Origin of the sequence: Streptomyces alfalfae (assembly GCF_004127445.1) — a bacterium.
Lineage (GTDB): Bacteria > Actinomycetota > Actinomycetes > Streptomycetales > Streptomycetaceae > Streptomyces > Streptomyces alfalfae.
The window spans coordinates 189,826-204,799 of record NZ_QEXM01000040.1 but is presented as its reverse complement, the minus strand read 5'-3'; the positions used below and the strand labels follow the sequence as shown (position 1 = coordinate 204,799).

The following is a 14,974-nucleotide window of genomic DNA, read 5'->3' as shown; positions in this document are numbered from 1 at the left end:
ACTACTCCTACGTACGTTCACAAATGCTGGGGGAAGGTGTGGGGGGCGTCGGTCACTCGGGGGCGACGTCGAGGGCGTGGCCGACCAGGGCGAGCAGGGACTCGATCGCCGAGATACGCTTGCGCGCGTCCATGATCAGCACCGGTATGTGCTCCCCGACGGTCAGCGCCTCGCGCACGTCGTCGGCCTCGAACTCCTCGCTGCCGTCGAAGTGGTTCACCGCCACGATGTACGGCAGGCCGCAGCTCTCGAAGTAGTCCAGGGCCGGGAAGCAGTCGGACAGCCTGCGGGTGTCGGCGAGCACCACGGCGCCGATCGCGCCGCGCATCAGGTCGTCCCACATGAACCAGAAGCGCTGCTGTCCCGGCGTGCCGAAGAGGTAGAGCACCAGGTCGTTGTCGAGCGTGATGCGGCCGAAGTCCATGGCGACCGTGGTGCTCGTCTTCTCCGGTGTGCCGCTCAGGTCGTCGGTGCCGACGCTCGCCTGCGTCATCAGCGCCTCCGTCTGGAGGGGCGTGATCTCGGAGACGGCGGTCACCAGTGTCGTCTTGCCGACGCCGAAGCCGCCGGCCACCACGATCTTCGTGGCGATCGGGGCGCGTGACCTGTCCGTCTGCCAGGGCTGCAGCTGATCCTCGTCCTCGAGGAGTTCAGAGACGGCGGAGTCCACTCAGCACCCTTTCCAGCAGTGCGCGGTCGGGCTGACCCGGGCCGTGGCCCGTTCCGTACACGCGGATCTTTCCCTGGTCGGCGAGGTCGCTCAGGAGGACGCGGACCACGCCGAGCGGCATCTTGAGGAGGGCCGCGATCTCCGCGACCGTACGCATGCGGCGGCAGATCTCGACGATCGCCCGCATCTCCGGCATGACACGGGCCGTGCCCTTGGTCAGTTCCAGGCGCTCGTCGGCGGCCTCGATCGCCGCGTTGCTCGCCACGAAGGTCTCGACGAGGAGGACGTGGCCGAACCTGGTCCGTCCGCCGGTCAGCGAGTAGGGCCGCACGCGGGCGGGATGGGGGCGCCTCCCTGGTCGAGCGGAGCCGAGAGCTTGGGGGAGGTCGCCGCCGCGCCGGGGCAGCTTCGCCGCGGCACGGCCGCCGCGCCTTCCGCTCATCGGGCGTCCTCCAGCGACTGGCGCAGCTCGCTGCGCAGCTCAGGGGTGAGGACGTGTCCGGCACGGCCCACGAAGAGCGCCATGTGGTAGGCGACGACGCTCATGTCGCAGTCCGGGGTGGCGTGCACGCCGAGCAGGGAGCCGTCGCTGACCGTCATGACGAAGAGGCTGCCCTCCTCCATCGCGACCATGGTCTGCTTGACCGGGCCGCCGTCCATGAGCCGGGCGGCGCCGACGGTGAGGGAGCCGAGCCCGGACACGATCGTGGCGAGGTCGGCGCTCGAACCCCGGGGGCCTTTGGGGGCCTCTGCCGGGCGCTCGGCGTGCTGCCCGGGGTCGGAGGAGAGCAGCAGGAGTCCGTCGGAGGAGACCACCGCGACGGAGAGGATGCCGGGCACCTCCTCCACGAGGTTGGTGAGCAGCCAGTGCAGGTTCCGGGCTTCACGGCTCAGGCCGTACTGCCCGGCTCCCGAGGCGCCGCCGGACGCGGTGGGTGCGGTGGATGTGGCGGGTGCCGCGGAAGAACCGGGCGTGCGCATGGGCGCAGTCAACTGCTTGCCTCCTCGACTGAGTCCCCCATTACGTCTGCGGCTTTTGCGTTCTTTTCGTTACCTTGCGTGGGTTCGTCGTGCCGCGTTCGGTCGGACGCGGCCGGCGTCTCTGTCGGCTCCTCCCCCGCGATCTCGGCCTCCACGTCCCTGCGGCCGCTCTTCGCGCCCTGGTGGAAGCCGCCGAGCCGGCGGCGGAGAGCCGCCGCGTCCACGGAGCCGCCGCGCGGCCCCGGCACGGCGGCCGGGGGCGCGGTGACCTTGGGCGTGCGCTTGGGCAGGCCCTTGTCGGTGACGCGCTCCCACTTGGGCGGCCTCGGGGCCGCCGGGGGCTCGGGGGCCGCCTCGGGTTCGGGCTCGGTCGGCGGGGCCGCGTCCGGGGCGCGGGGCGGTGCGAGCTCCATGGTCGTCTCGGGGGAGGGCTCGGGCTCCGGCTCGGCTTCCGCCTGGGGCTTCGTCGCCTCGGCCTGGGGCTTCGTCGCCTCGGACCCGGGCTTCGCCGCCTCGGGCTCGTCCGCCGCGTGCTCGCGCTGGCCCGCGTCGGCCCGCGGCGCCTGCTTCGGCTCCGGCTCCCGCTCCGCGGCGGCGGGCTGCGGGAACGCCGTCTCCAGGGTCCGCTCGGCCGCAGCGATCAGCGGGTCGGCGCCATCCTCCGAGAGGGCCGCCAGCCGGCCGGGGATGACGTTGGAGTTGGCCTCGGCCTCCGAGCCCGGCAGATGGACGACGCCCTCCCCGGCCGCGCCGGGACCGGCCGCCGCGCCGGGCCCCGCCGCCAGGTCCGGCGCCGCCGCGAGGATCTGCTTCGGCAGCACCACGACCGCCGCCGTGCCGCCCTGCTTCTGCTCCCGCAGCCGCACCCGGACCCCGTGCCGCGCGGCGAGCCGCGCCACGACGTAGAGGCCGAGCCCGAGGCCGTCGCCGCTCTCCTGGTCGTAGGCGTCGTCCGGGTCGAAGTCCGTCAGCCGGGCGTTGAGCCCGCGCATGCGGTCCTGGGGGACGCCGATGCCCTCGTCCTGCACGGAGAGCATGACCTCGCCGTTCTCCAGGAGCCAGCCGGAGACCTCGACGGCCGCGTCCGGCGGCGAGAACGAGGTCGCGTTCTCCAGGAGCTCGGCGACGAGGTGGCTGATGTCGTCCGCCGCGAAGCCCGCGATGTGGGCGTGCGGCGGCAGCGCGGCGATGCGGACGCGTTCGTACCGCTCGATCTCGGAGACGGCGGCGCGCACCACGTCGACCAGCGGGACCGCCCCGGGGTGCTGGTGGCCGTGCTCGGCGCCCGCGAGGACCAGGAGGTTCTCGCTGTGGCGGCGCATGACCGTGGCGAAGTGGTCGAGCTTGAAGAGCGTCGCGAGGCGCTCCGGGTCCTGCTCGCGGCCCTCCAGGTTCTCGATGACGGCGAGCTGGCGCTCGACCAGGCCCAGGGTGCGCAGGGCCAGGTTCACGAACGTGCCGTGGATGGACCGGCGCACGCGCTCCAGGTGGGCGGAGGCCTCGGCGAGTTCGGCGCGCAGCGCCTCGCGCTCGTCGGCCATGGCCTGGCGCTTGCCGATGAGGTGCTTGCGGTCCGCTTCGAGCGTGGTCAGCCGCTCGGTGAGCGCGGCGGCGTGGCCGTGCAGGGCGTTGACGGAGCGGACGACCTGGGCGAACTCGTCGTCGCGGCCGGTGAAACGAATCGGCTCCTGCGGCGCGGGCTCGGTCGCGAGGCGGGCCGAGCCGAGGCGCAGGACGGCGAGCGGCCTGGTCAGCGAGCGGGCCATGGCCATGGAGACGCCGACCGCGGCGAGCAGGCAGACGCCGATGAGCGCGATCCTGATCTCCAGGGCCGTGACGTCGTCGTCGCGGAGGGCCGCGAGGTCCTTGGTGCGCTCGACGCCGAGGGCGGACTCGGTGCCGCGCATCAGCTCGATGCGGGCGGAGAGGGCGGCGTCGAGCTTCTTGGGGTCGTGGCGCAGCTCGGCGTCGGACAGCTCGGGCCGGTCGGTGAGGCGCTTGAGGTACTTCTCCGCCGAGGCGACGTCGGAGCCCGTGACGGTGGACTCGTACGTGGAGCGCGCGGGGTCGTCCGCGGTGTCCGAGAAGTCGGCGAGGGCCGCCAGTTCCCGCGTGTGGGCCCGCTGGGCGGCGGCGGTGAGCGCGTCGCGCTGCTCGGCGGCCTGCGGCGACTCCTCCGTGACGGCGCCCGGCAGCCCCGTGACGGGGTCGACGGCGGGGGTGGTGGAGGTCGACCGCGGCACGGCGAAGGCGGCCAGGAGCAGGCCACGGGTGGCGGCGGCCTGCTCGACGGCGTGGTCGAGGTCGACGAGGGCGAGGGCGCCCCTGTTGGCCTCGGGCGGCAGCCGCTCGGCCAGGTCGCGGGTGAGGCCGTGCAGTTCGGTGATGACCTTCGTGTACGCCTCGTGGGCGTCGAGGGCGCTGCTCTTGCCGGTGAGCGCGGCCCTGCGGACGGCGGCGACGTCGGCGAGGTCGTCGCGGAGGGCCGCCGGGGCGTCGGCCCCCCGCAGCTCGTCGATCTGCCGGTCCACGCGGGCGCTGCGGCTCTCGGAGAGGCCCTTGCCGTCGGGGCGGCCCGCGGCGATGAAGGCCGTGACCTCGTCGCGCTCGTCGGCGAGCGAGTGGCCGAGGGAGACCGCCTGCTGGGTCTGTTCGGCGAGGGTCACCAGGCCCTGGGTGTCGTGCACCCGGTCGGAGGCGGCGATGACGGCGGGCGCGCCCGCCCCGACGATCGCGGCGGCCACGACCGCCACCGCGATGACCAGCCGGTTGCGCACGCGGGCGGTGGGCCGCCTGGTGACGTCGGCCGCGGCGGACGTGCCCCCGGCGGACGCCTTGGGCGCGGTCGAGGACTCGGCGGCGGGAGCCCGCGTCACCTGGTCAGCCCCCGTCGCGGAGTCCGTGGCGGTGCGCTCCGGCGCCTGCTCGGTCGGGGTGGTCGCGTCCGGCGTGGTCCCTTCCGGGGCCGTCTGCTTGCCTTTGCGCCGAGGCCGCATCTTCTGCACCGGTGCTCGCATTCCTGTTCTCGGCTGACCTGGGCCCGGATGACGGTGTGTCAGCACGAGCGCGCCCCAGGTACGGCTCCAGACCATTCCAGTGCCATGGGGTGGCGGACGCGCATCGTCTGCCTGGCCACCCGAAGGAGTGAACATCGGCGAGGAGTTGGCGGGCAAGTCCTCGCGGGGCCGCCACGGGGCCCGCACGGAGCGCCGGTTGGACGTCGCCCGGCGGCTTTGGCAGTATTCGCCGCCACACCTCGGCGGAGTTGATCATTCCGACCCAATTCCGGCGCGTGACCTGCTGGTACGGGCCACTACGCGCCGCTGATCCACCGCCGGAGGGTCGCGTGGAGGCCTCGTGCAGACTGGCCGAATGCGCATCGAACTCGCCACCGAGCCCGGAGACCCCGCACGCCCCAACGAGGACTACGCGTCGGTAGCGCTTCCCGCGTCCGGACAGGGCGGTTCGCTCGTCCTCCTGGACGGCGTGACACCGCCCGAGGGACCGGTGGGCTGTCTGCATTCCGTCCCCTGGTTCACCGCGCGACTGGGCGGCGCACTGGGGGAACTGTCCGTTTCGCGGCGAGATCTGACGCTCCCTGATGTGTTGGCCGGGGCCATCACGCGTACCGCCGACGCGCACGGTTCAATCTGTGACCTTTCTCACCCACGGACCCCCCAGGCAACCGTGGTGCTCGTGCGGTGGGACGCCGAGCGCGTCGAGCATCTGGTCCTGTCCGACTCGGCGCTCCTGCTCGCGGGGGCCGACGGCGCGGTGACCGCGGTCCTCGACCGCCGCCTCGCCGAACTGCCGCCCGCCGTCCGGGCGCTGCGCGACGAGGTGCGCGCCCTGCCGCGCGGCTCGGCCGAGCGCGAGGCGGCGGGCCGCGCGTACGGGGCGGCGGTCGAGGCCCTGCGCAACGCCGACGGCGGCTTCCACACCGCCGCCGCCGACCCCTCGGCCGCCCTGCGCGCGGTCACCGGCGAGGCCCCGAGGGCGGAGGTCACGGCGGTGGCGGCACTGACCGACGGGGCGTCGCGCTGGGTGGAGACGTTCCGTGAGGGCGGCTGGGCCGACTGCCTCGCACTCGTCCGCAAGGAGGGCCCGCAGCGCCTGGTCGACCGGGTCAGGGAGCTGGAGCTCGCCGACCCCGACGGCCTCGCCTTCCCGCGCGGCAAACGGCACGACGACGCGGCGGTCGTCTACGCGGAGTTCTGAAGCGGCCCGTCGCCCGCGCGCGGCCCGGGCCATGACGCCCGGCTCCTCAGCCCTCGGCGCTGCTGTTGAGCCGGCCGAGCAGCCGGGCGAGCTCGGCGACCTCGGCGCGGTCCCAGCCCTGGAGCCGGCGCACGTACTGGGCGCGGCGGGCGGCGCGCACCGTGCGGAAGCGGGTGCGGCCGTCGGGGGTGAGCCGGATCAGCCAGGCGCGGCCGTCCGCCGGGTCGGGCTCGCGGGAGACCAGGCCCAGCTCCTCCAGGGCCCTGAGCTGGCGGCTCATGGTCGCCTTGCCGACGCCGATGAACGCGGCCAGGTCGGTGGCCCGCTGCGGCCCCGCGTCGTCCAGGCAGACGAGCAGGCCGTACGCGGCGGGTTCCAGGTCGGGGTGGACCTGGCGCGCCATCTCGCCGGACGAGGCCCGCGCCCGGCGCATCAGGAGGGTCAACTCGCGCTCCAGGGACAGGAACTCGCGGTCCGCCCCCGGTTCGGCGGACGCGCGGTCCCCGCCCGTCACACCCTCTTCTGCAGCACCCATGTCCCGCTTTCCCGATTCTGAAAGTTTCCGCCGGAAGGCTTCCCCGCCGCGGCCTTGGCGGCAGCGGCCTGACCAGTATTTCGCAAGGTCGGAACCGTGCGGCTCCGGTGCCTCCGCCACAGGAGTGGACCAACGGCAGCGGCTTGACCCTCTTCCCTGGCGGCGGTCTACGTGCGTAGCTTTTCAAGTGACATGTTCACACCATGGCGTCCCGCCGTGACATGTCGGCAGGTCCCCACCGAGCACCACCGAGGCCATCGGAGGCACGCACATGCCCGTGCACAGACCCGGATCGGCCCGCCGCTCGCGCTTGTCGCCGGCGGGGGTACTCCTCGCAGCACTCTCCGCGCTCTCCCTCCTCCTGACGCTCCCCACGGCGGCCCGGGCGGACGACGTCCCGCCGCGCGGCTCCGCCCGCCTCGGCCAGGGCGTCATCGAGCACGACGGCCAGGGCGGCCGCCCCTCGGGCGGTGAGGCCACCCAGACCGAGGGCGTCGACGTCAGCAGCCACCAGGGCAACGTCGCCTGGCAGACCCTCTGGAACAGCGGGGTGAAGTGGGCCTACGTCAAGGCCACCGAGAGCACCTCGTACGAGAACCCGTACTTCGCCCAGCAGTACAACGGCTCGTACAACGTGGGCATGATCCGCGGCGCCTACCACTTCGCCACGCCCGACACCTCCAGCGGCGCCGCCCAGGCCAACTTCTTCGCGAGCAACGGCGGGGGCTGGTCGCGGGACGGCAGGACGCTGCCGGGGGCGCTCGACATCGAGTGGAACCCGTACGGGGCGGCCTGCTTCGGCAAGTCGCAGTCCGGCATGGTGAGCTGGATCCGTGACTTCCTCACCACGTACAAGGCGCGCACAGGGCGCGACGCGGTGATCTACACCGCCACGAGCTGGTGGAAGCAGTGCACCGGCAACTACAGCGGCTTCGGCGCGAGCAACCCGCTGTGGATCGCCCGCTACAACACCAGCCCGGGTGAACTCCCGGCCGGCTGGGGCTTCCACACCATGTGGCAGTACACCTCGTCGGGCCCGACGGTCGGCGACCACAACAAGTTCAACGGCGCCCTCGACCGGGTCAGGGCGCTCGCCAACGGCTGAGCACGCGGCGGTGGCCGGTCCCCGGGGCTCCGGGGGCCGGCCACCGCGGCGCCGGGCGGTCAGGCCGCCACGGCGACCTTGACCTCGGCCTCCGCGAGCGCCAGTTCGAGCACCTGGCGCACATCGGTGACCGCGTGCACGTCCAGCTTCTCCAGGACCTCGGCGGGCACGTCGTCCAGGTCCGCCTCGTTCCGCTTCGGGATGATCACCGTGGTGATCCCGGCGCGCTGCGCGGCGAGCAGCTTCTGCTTGACGCCGCCGATCGGCAGGACCCGGCCGGTCAGCGACAGCTCACCGGTCATCGCCACGTCCGTGCGGACCTGCCGGCCGCTGAGCAGCGACGCGAGGGCCGTCGTCATCGTGACGCCCGCGCTCGGCCCGTCCTTGGGGACCGCGCCCGCCGGGAAGTGGATGTGCACGCCCCGGTCCTTCAGGTCGCCCACGGGCAGTTCCAGTTCGGCGCCGTGCGAGCGCAGGAAGCTCAGCGCGATCCGCGCCGACTCCTTCATGACGTCGCCGAGCTGCCCCGTGAGGGTGAGCCCGGACGCGCCGGTCTCCGGGTCCGCGAGCGAGGCCTCCACGTAGAGGACGTCGCCGCCCGCGCCGGTGACGGCGAGCCCGGTCGCCACGCCCGGCACGGCGGTGCGGCGCTCGGCCGGGTCCTGGGCGGACTCGGGCACGTGGTGCGGGCGCCCGATCAGGCCGCGCAGGTCCGCGTCCGTGACGGTGAAGGGCAGCTCCCGCTCGCCGAGTTCGTGCTGGGCCGCGACCTTGCGGAGCAGCCGCGCCACGGAGCGTTCCAGGTTGCGTACGCCCGCCTCGCGCGTGTACTCGCCGGCGAGCTTGCGCAGCGCGCTCTCGTCGAGGGCCACCTCGTCCTTGTCCAGGCCCGCCCGCTCCAGCTGGCGCGGGAGCAGGTGGTCGCGGGCGATGACGACCTTCTCGTCCTCGGTGTAGCCGTCGAGCCTGACCAGTTCCATGCGGTCGAGCAGAGCCTCGGGGATGGCTTCGAGGACGTTGGCCGTGGCGAGGAAGACGACGTCGCTGAGGTCCAGCTCGACCTCCAGGTAATGGTCCCGGAAGGTGTGGTTCTGGGCCGGGTCGAGGACTTCGAGGAGGGCGGCGGCCGGGTCGCCCCGGAAGTCCGAGCCCACCTTGTCGATCTCGTCGAGGAGCACGACCGGGTTCATCGACCCGGCCTCCTTGACGGCCCGCACGATCCGTCCGGGCATCGCCCCCACGTACGTGCGCCGGTGGCCGCGGATCTCCGCCTCGTCGCGTACGCCGCCGAGCGCGACCCGCACGAACTTGCGGCCCATGGCGTGCGCGACGGACTCGCCGAGCGAGGTCTTGCCGACGCCGGGCGGGCCCACGAGGGCGAGCACGGCGCCGCCGCGACGGCCCCCGACGACCCCGAGACCGCGGTCGGACCGGCGCTTGCGCACCGCGAGGTACTCGGTGATGCGCTCCTTCACGTCCTGGAGCCCGGCGTGCTCGGCGTCCAGGATCTCCCGGGCGCCCTTGATGCCGTACTCGTCCTCGGTGCGTTCGTTCCACGGCAGTTCGAGGACGGTGTCGAGCCACGTCCTGATCCAGGAGCCCTCGGGCGACTGGTCGCTCGCGCGCTCGAGCTTGTCGACCTCCTTGAGGGCGGCCTCGCGGACCTTCTCCGGCAGGTCGGCGGCCTCGACGCGGGCGCGGTAGTCGTCGGACTCCTCGGCCGCGTCCTTGCCGTCGCCGTTGAGCTCGCGCAGCTCCTTGCGCACGGCGTCCAGCTGGCGGCGGAGCAGGAACTCGCGCTGCTGCTTGTCCACGCCCTCCTGCACGTCCTTGGCGATGGACTCGGCCACGTCCTGCTCGGCGAGGTGCTCGCGCAGCTGCTCGGTGGCGAGCCTGAGACGGGCGACCGGGTCCTCGGTCTCCAGGAGTTCGATCTTCTGCTGGGTGGTGAGGAAGGGCGAGTAGCCGGAGTTGTCGGCGAGCGCGGCGACGTCGTCGATCTGCGTGACGCGGTCGACGACCTGCCAGGCGCCGCGCTTCTTCAGCCAGCTCGTGGCGAGCGCCTTGTACTCCTTGACGAGCTCGGTGACGGCGCCGGGCAGCGGATCGGGCACGGCGTCGTCGAGCTTCGTGCCCTCCACCCAGAGGGCCGCGCCGGGGCCGGTCGTGCCCGCGCCGATGCGCACGCGGCTCCGGCCGCGGATCAGCGCGCCCGGGTCGCCGTCGGCGAGCCGGCCGACCTGCTCGACGGTGCCGAGCACGCCGGTGGCGGCGTACGTCCCGTCGATGCGCGGAACAAGCAGCACCTTCGGCTTGCTGTCGCCCTCGGAGCGCGCGGCGGCCTGCGCGGCCTCCACGGCGGCGCGCACATCGGCGTCGGAGAGGTCGAACGGGACCACCATGCCGGGCAGGACCACCTCGTCATCGAGCGGCAGCACAGGCAGAGTGAGCGGTGTGTACGAGGTGGACTCAGTAGCCATGATCTCCCCTTCGGCATTCAAGTTGAGCTATACCGGCTCAATGCTTATGAGCGCCCTGGTGTTCCCCAACCGGTGTTCGCTCTGAGCGATCAACCGAAATCGGTCAGGCGTCGCCACCACACCTCTGTACGGATCGGCCCTCCGCCGGGACGGTGGTCCCCCGGCCCGCACCCGCCACGTACGGAGGACACCCGCGGTGGACACACCCGAGACCCAGGACGTCACCGGTCAGCTCGTCGAGCACGCGCTCGGCCACCTCTTCTCCGCGGCCCTGCGCACCGCCGCGCGCTGCCGCGTGGCCGACCACCTGGCGGCGGGCCCGCGCACCGCGCGCGAACTGGCAGGGGCGACCGGCGCCGACGCCGGGCACCTGCGGCGCGTCCTGCGCTACCTCGCCACGCGCGGCGTCTTCCGCGAGGACCGGGCGGGGGCCTTCCACCTGACTCCGACCGGCGAGGCCCTGCGCACGGACGTGCCGCACTCCCAGCACGCGGCGGTCCTGATGCTGACCGACCCGACGTTCCAGCGGTCCTCGGCCGCCCTTGAGGAGACGGTGCGCAAGGCGGGCCCCTCCTTCGAGCGGCTGTTCGGCGAGCCGTTCTTCACGTACCTGGCCGGGGACCCGGAGCTGCGGGAGGTGTTCGACTCCGGGATGACGTCGCTCTCGGCGCGGGTCGACGCGGTGGTCGCGGGGACGTACCCCTTCCCCGAGCACGGCCGGATCGTGGACGTCGGCGGCGGGCGCGGCGGCCTGCTCCTCGCGGTCCTGCGCGGGCGCCCCGGCCTCTCGGGGGTGCTCTTCGACCAGACGCCCGCGATCAGCACGCACGTCCTGAGCGGCGAGGAAGCGGTGCGGGGCCGGTGGAGCGCCGAGTCGGGCGACTTCTTCACCGAGGTGCCGGAGGGCGGCGACGTCTACGTCCTCAAGCACGTCCTGCACGACTGGCCGGACGAGGGCTGCCTGCGCGTCCTGCGCAACTGCCGCGCGGCGATGGCCCCCGGCGCCCGCGTCGTCATCGTCGAGTCCGTGCTGCCCGGGGGCAACGCCCCCCCACCCCGGCAAGGCCATGGACCTCGCCATGGCCGCCGTGGTGAACGGTCAGGAGCGCACGCGGGAGGAGTTCGCCGCGCTGCTCGCCGCGGCGGAGCTGAGGCTGACGCGGGTGCTGCCGACGGCCGCGTTCCCCTCGGTCGTCGAGGCGGTGGCGGCCTGAGCACGCGGGCCCCTGGGCGACCTGCGGGCCCGCCGCAGCAGCGGCCAGGTGGCGACGCCGATGGCGAGGGCGAGCAGGTGGCCCCAGTTGGTCATCGGGTCCTCGAACGCGATCAGGTCGTCCACCAGGACCCAGCCGAAGCCCGCGAGGGCCGTCCATCCCGCCCAGCGCGGCAGCAGCCCCGCGAGCGCCCCGGCGCTGGCGGCCACGCCGAAGCTGATCCCGTAGTCCAGGCGGTGCAGCGAGCTGTCCGGCAGGTGCCCCGCGAGGACCGAGAGCCCCACCGGGACCTCCGTGGCGAGCGTGGCGACGACATGGCCGAGCAGGAACACCCCGGCCGTGCGCAGCCCGCCGATGCGGCGTTCGAGCGCGGTCAGGACCAGCAGGAAGCCGATCGCGTACGGCGAGGCGATCCCGCCCGCGATCCACAGGGCGCTGGCGACCAGCACGAGGGCGGGGCTGTGCACCAGGTGGGCGACATCGGTGCTGGAACCGCGCAGCAGCGAGGAGACGAGCTGCGGGTCCGCGTACCGGGCGAGCAGCGACGTGACGGTGAGGACCAGGGCGTACCCGAAGGTGAAGGGCGTGCTCCGGGGGGACGGCAGCAGCTTCAGGAGCTTGCGGGGCCGGATCGCGCGCCGCGCGGGGGTGTTCACGGCCGGCGGACACGCCTCGCCCCGCACCGCCGCGCCCGAACCCGGGCCCGGGGGGCGGTGGTCCGACTGGGCCGGGATCGCCGCGCGCGAGTCCGCAGGCCGGTGACCCGGCTGGGCCGGGATCGCCGCGCCCGAACCCGGGCCCGCGGGCCGGTGGTCCGGCTGGGCCGGGATCGCGTTCAGCACGGCCCGCTCCGGCTCCCCGCCGACGGGGGCGGCGTCCGCGGCCCGCTCCGGCCCCTCGTGCACGGGCTCGACGCTCTGGTTCACGGCTCAGGGGCTCCTTCCGGCGGTCCCGCCCCACCCTTGGCTCTTTTTCGCGCGGCTGTCTATGACCGACGCCACGTGCGACGCGATTCACAGCAACCCCGGGGGCGAGTTCCGCGTTGTCCTCGTGCCCGCACGAAGCCTTCCATACGCTGAGGGCCATGCTGACCGACACCACCGCCCCCGTCGTCCTCGACCGGCGCGAGGGCCCGTACGGCGAGGTCGTGCTGCGGCGCCACGGTGAGCTGCTGCAGATCATCGCCAACGGCTGCTTCCTGATGGACACCTCCGACGGCCGCTCCGAGCGGCTGCTCGTCGACGCGGCGCGCGACGCCCTCGACGACAGGCCCGCGCCCAGCGTCCTGATCGGCGGACTCGGCGTCGGGTTCTCCCTGGCCCACGCCGCCGCCGACCCCCGCTGGGGACGCGTCACCGTGGTCGAGCGCGAGGCGGCCATCATCGACTGGCACCGCGAGGGACCGCTCGCGGAACTCTCCCGCGCGGCGCTCGCCGACTCGCGTACGCGAATTCTTCACACGGACCTCGTGACGTACGTCTCCGAGGGCGCGGAGCCCGGCGGCGGGCCCGCCGAGACGTACGACGCGCTCTGTCTCGACATCGACAACGGCCCCGACTGGACCGTCACGGAGGGCAACAACTCCCTTTACTCCCCTGCCGGTCTGGCCGCCTGCAAAGCCCGGCTGACCCCGGGCGGAGTGCTCGCCGTGTGGTCCGCGAAACCCTCGTCCACTTTCGACGACGCTCTACGGAATGCCGGGTTCCGTCAGGTAACCACCCAAGAGATCCCCGTTGCCCGAGGCGTCCCCGACGTGGTGCATCTCGGCGTCAGGGCTGCGTAGCCGAGGCCCCTTCGCGCCCCGTACGCTGCTGACCGAACACAAGCGATCAGTGTCAAGGGGCGGGCGATGGAGCAGACACACACCTCCCAGAACGGTGCGACGGCGGCGACGCCGGGCGCCCAGCGCCGGGTGCTGGTGGTCGAGGACGACCCGACGATCGTCGACGCCATCGCGGCCCGGCTGCGCGCCGAGGGTTTCGTGGTGCAAACGGCGGTGGACGGCCCCTCGGCCGTCGACACCGCCCAGGCCTGGCAACCGGACCTGCTGATTCTCGACATCATGCTGCCCGGCTTCGACGGCCTGGAGGTGTGCCGCCGGGTCCAGGCCCAGCGCCCCGTCCCGGTCCTCATGCTCACCGCGCGCGACGACGAGACGGACATGCTGGTCGGGCTCGGCGTCGGCGCGGACGACTACATGACCAAGCCGTTCTCCATGCGGGAGCTCGCGGCCCGCGTGCACGTCCTGCTGCGCAGGGTCGAGCGGGCCGCGCTGGCCGCCACCACGCCCCGCAGCGGCATCCTGCGCCTGGGCGAGCTGGAGATCGACCACGCCCAGCGGCGTGTGCGGGTGCGCAGCGAGGACGTCCACCTGACGCCCACGGAGTTCGACCTGCTCGTCTGCCTGGCCAACACTCCCCGCGCGGTCCTCTCCCGCGAGCAGCTCCTCGCCGAGGTGTGGGACTGGGCCGACGCGTCCGGCACCCGCACGGTCGACAGCCACATCAAGGCGCTGCGCCGCAAGATCGGGGCCGAGCGCATCCGCACCGTGCACGGCGTGGGCTACGCCCTTGAGACCCCCACGCCATGAGGCCGGCCTCGCCATGAGCGGGCTCTTCGGCGAGATGCGGCCGTTCTCCATCAAGACCAAGCTGGGCGCCCTCGTGGTCGTCTCGGTGTTCATCACCACGGGCCTGCTCCTCGTGGCGATGAAGACCGAGACCGAGCTGCGCTTCATCACCGTCTTCTCGGTGATCGCCACGCTGCTGATCACGCAGTTCGTCGCGCACAGCCTCACCGCGCCGCTGGACGAGATGAACGCGGTGGCCCGCGCCGTCAGCCACGGCGACTACACGCGCCGGGTGCGCGGCGCCGACCGGCGCGACGAGCTGGGCGACGTGGCCACCACGATCAACGCCATGGCCGACGACCTGGAGGCGCAGGACACCCAGCGCAAGGAACTGGTGGCCAACGTCAGCCACGAGCTGCGCACCCCCATCGCCGGTCTGCGCGCGGTCCTGGAGAACGTCGTCGACGGCGTCTCCGCCGCCGACCCCGAGACGATGCGCACCGCCCTGAAGCAGACCGAGCGCCTGGGGCGGCTCGTCGAGACCCTGCTCGACCTCTCCCGCCTCGACAACGGCGTCGTCCCGCTGAAGGCCCGCCGCTTCGAGGTGTGGCCGTACCTGTCCGGCGTGCTCAAGGAGGCCAACATGGTCGCCTCCGCGCGCGCGGGCATCGCCTCCGGCTCGGGCAGCCACACGCGGACGGACGTCCACCTGCACCTGGACGTGTCACCCCCGGAACTGACGGCCCACGCGGACGCGGAGCGCCTGCACCAGGTCGTGGCGAACCTCATCGACAACGCGGTCAAGCACAGCCCGCCGCACGGCCGCGTGACGGTCCGCGCCCGGCGCGGCCCCTACCCCGAGTCCCTGGACCTGGAGGTCCTCGACGAGGGCCCCGGCATCCCCGAGGCGGAGCGGCACCGCGTCTTCGAGCGCTTCAACCGCGGCAGCCACGGGGGCGCCCCCGCGCAGAACGCGGGCAACGACGGTGGCACGGGGCTCGGCCTCGCCATCGCGCGCTGGGCGGTGGACCTGCACGGCGGGCACATAGGGGTGGCCGAATCTCCTCGCGGCTGCCGCATCCAGGTCACTCTTCCGGGCCTGCCCGACAGCTGAAGTTGACGTAGGGTTCGAAGCGGAAGCGATTCGTCGGGCCCCGTCGGGGTACCCGGGAAGCCGCCGCCGCGCGTAGACGACCTCCGGG

Annotated in this window: 12 protein-coding genes and 1 pseudogene; 6 read left to right on the top strand and 7 right to left on the bottom strand. The window is 73.4% G+C overall.

Annotated elements, in window-relative coordinates; all coding sequences use genetic code 11:
• Positions 1-52: 52 nt before the first annotated feature.
• Genes DCW30_RS19330 through DCW30_RS19315 form a run of 4 tightly spaced genes read right to left on the bottom strand, consistent with a single transcriptional unit; the run spans position 53 to position 4,668 of the window.
• Entirely contained in the window at positions 53-670 is a 618-nt protein-coding gene (locus DCW30_RS19330) for a GTP-binding protein (protein WP_062782072.1), read from the bottom strand.
• Positions 651-1,112: a DUF742 domain-containing protein gene (locus tag DCW30_RS19325; RefSeq protein WP_232626837.1), complete on the bottom strand. Its 462-nt coding sequence runs from the start codon at positions 1,110-1,112 to the stop codon at positions 651-653. Before DCW30_RS19325 ends, DCW30_RS19330 begins: the two co-directional genes overlap by 20 nt.
• The gene (locus DCW30_RS19320) at positions 1,109-1,651 is read right to left on the bottom strand and encodes a roadblock/LC7 domain-containing protein (RefSeq protein WP_079250004.1); all 543 of its coding nucleotides are present in this window, start codon (positions 1,649-1,651) and stop codon (positions 1,109-1,111) included. Before DCW30_RS19320 ends, DCW30_RS19325 begins: the two co-directional genes overlap by 4 nt.
• Before the next feature lie 8 nt (positions 1,652-1,659).
• Entirely contained in the window at positions 1,660-4,668 is a 3,009-nt protein-coding gene (locus DCW30_RS19315; RefSeq protein WP_373569022.1) for a sensor histidine kinase, read from the bottom strand.
• Positions 4,669-5,023: 355 nt separating this feature from the next.
• On the opposite strand from DCW30_RS19315, the gene DCW30_RS19310 reads away from it, so the two are divergent.
• On the top strand, positions 5,024-5,869 hold the full coding sequence (locus DCW30_RS19310; RefSeq protein WP_107419629.1) for a protein phosphatase 2C domain-containing protein: 846 nt from the start codon (positions 5,024-5,026) through the stop codon (positions 5,867-5,869).
• A 46-nt stretch (positions 5,870-5,915) separates the two neighbouring features.
• Here DCW30_RS19310 and DCW30_RS19305 read toward each other — a convergent pair whose 3' ends face one another.
• On the bottom strand, positions 5,916-6,404 hold the full coding sequence (locus DCW30_RS19305) for a MarR family winged helix-turn-helix transcriptional regulator (protein WP_062782087.1): 489 nt from the start codon (positions 6,402-6,404) through the stop codon (positions 5,916-5,918).
• 271 nt (positions 6,405-6,675) lie between these two features.
• Here DCW30_RS19305 and DCW30_RS19300 point away from each other — a divergent pair, with 271 nt between their 5' ends.
• A complete protein-coding gene (locus DCW30_RS19300) occupies positions 6,676-7,509 on the top strand; it encodes a lysozyme (protein WP_076684545.1) in 834 nt (277 codons plus the stop codon).
• A gap of 59 nt (positions 7,510-7,568) precedes the next feature.
• Here the strand turns inward: DCW30_RS19300 and lon are convergent, their stop codons facing one another.
• Entirely contained in the window at positions 7,569-9,989 is a 2,421-nt protein-coding gene (gene lon / locus DCW30_RS19295; RefSeq protein WP_076684547.1) for an endopeptidase La, read from the bottom strand.
• A gap of 196 nt (positions 9,990-10,185) precedes the next feature.
• On the opposite strand from lon, the pseudogene DCW30_RS38245 reads away from it, so the two are divergent.
• Positions 10,186-10,974: pseudogene (locus DCW30_RS38245) on the top strand (methyltransferase); the annotation flags it as partial.
• Positions 10,975-11,088: 114 nt separating this feature from the next.
• On the opposite strand, the gene DCW30_RS19285 reads toward DCW30_RS38245, so the two are convergent.
• Entirely contained in the window at positions 11,089-11,982 is an 894-nt protein-coding gene (locus DCW30_RS19285) for a rhomboid-like protein (RefSeq protein WP_418347330.1), read from the bottom strand.
• A gap of 305 nt (positions 11,983-12,287) precedes the next feature.
• Between DCW30_RS19285 and DCW30_RS19280 the strand changes: the two genes are divergently transcribed.
• The 3 genes from DCW30_RS19280 to DCW30_RS19270 all read left to right on the top strand — a co-directional run bounded on the left by DCW30_RS19280 (position 12,288) and on the right by DCW30_RS19270 (position 14,886).
• Positions 12,288-12,986, top strand: coding sequence for a spermidine synthase family protein (locus DCW30_RS19280; protein WP_062782099.1), 699 nt, complete (start codon positions 12,288-12,290; stop codon positions 12,984-12,986).
• 66 nt (positions 12,987-13,052) lie between these two features.
• Positions 13,053-13,793, top strand: a complete 741-nt coding sequence (locus tag DCW30_RS19275) for a response regulator transcription factor (RefSeq protein WP_062782102.1) — start codon at positions 13,053-13,055, stop codon at positions 13,791-13,793.
• A gap of 13 nt (positions 13,794-13,806) precedes the next feature.
• On the top strand, positions 13,807-14,886 hold the full coding sequence (locus tag DCW30_RS19270) for a HAMP domain-containing sensor histidine kinase (RefSeq protein WP_373569021.1): 1,080 nt from the start codon (positions 13,807-13,809) through the stop codon (positions 14,884-14,886).
• The last annotated feature ends 88 nt before the right edge of the window (positions 14,887-14,974 follow it).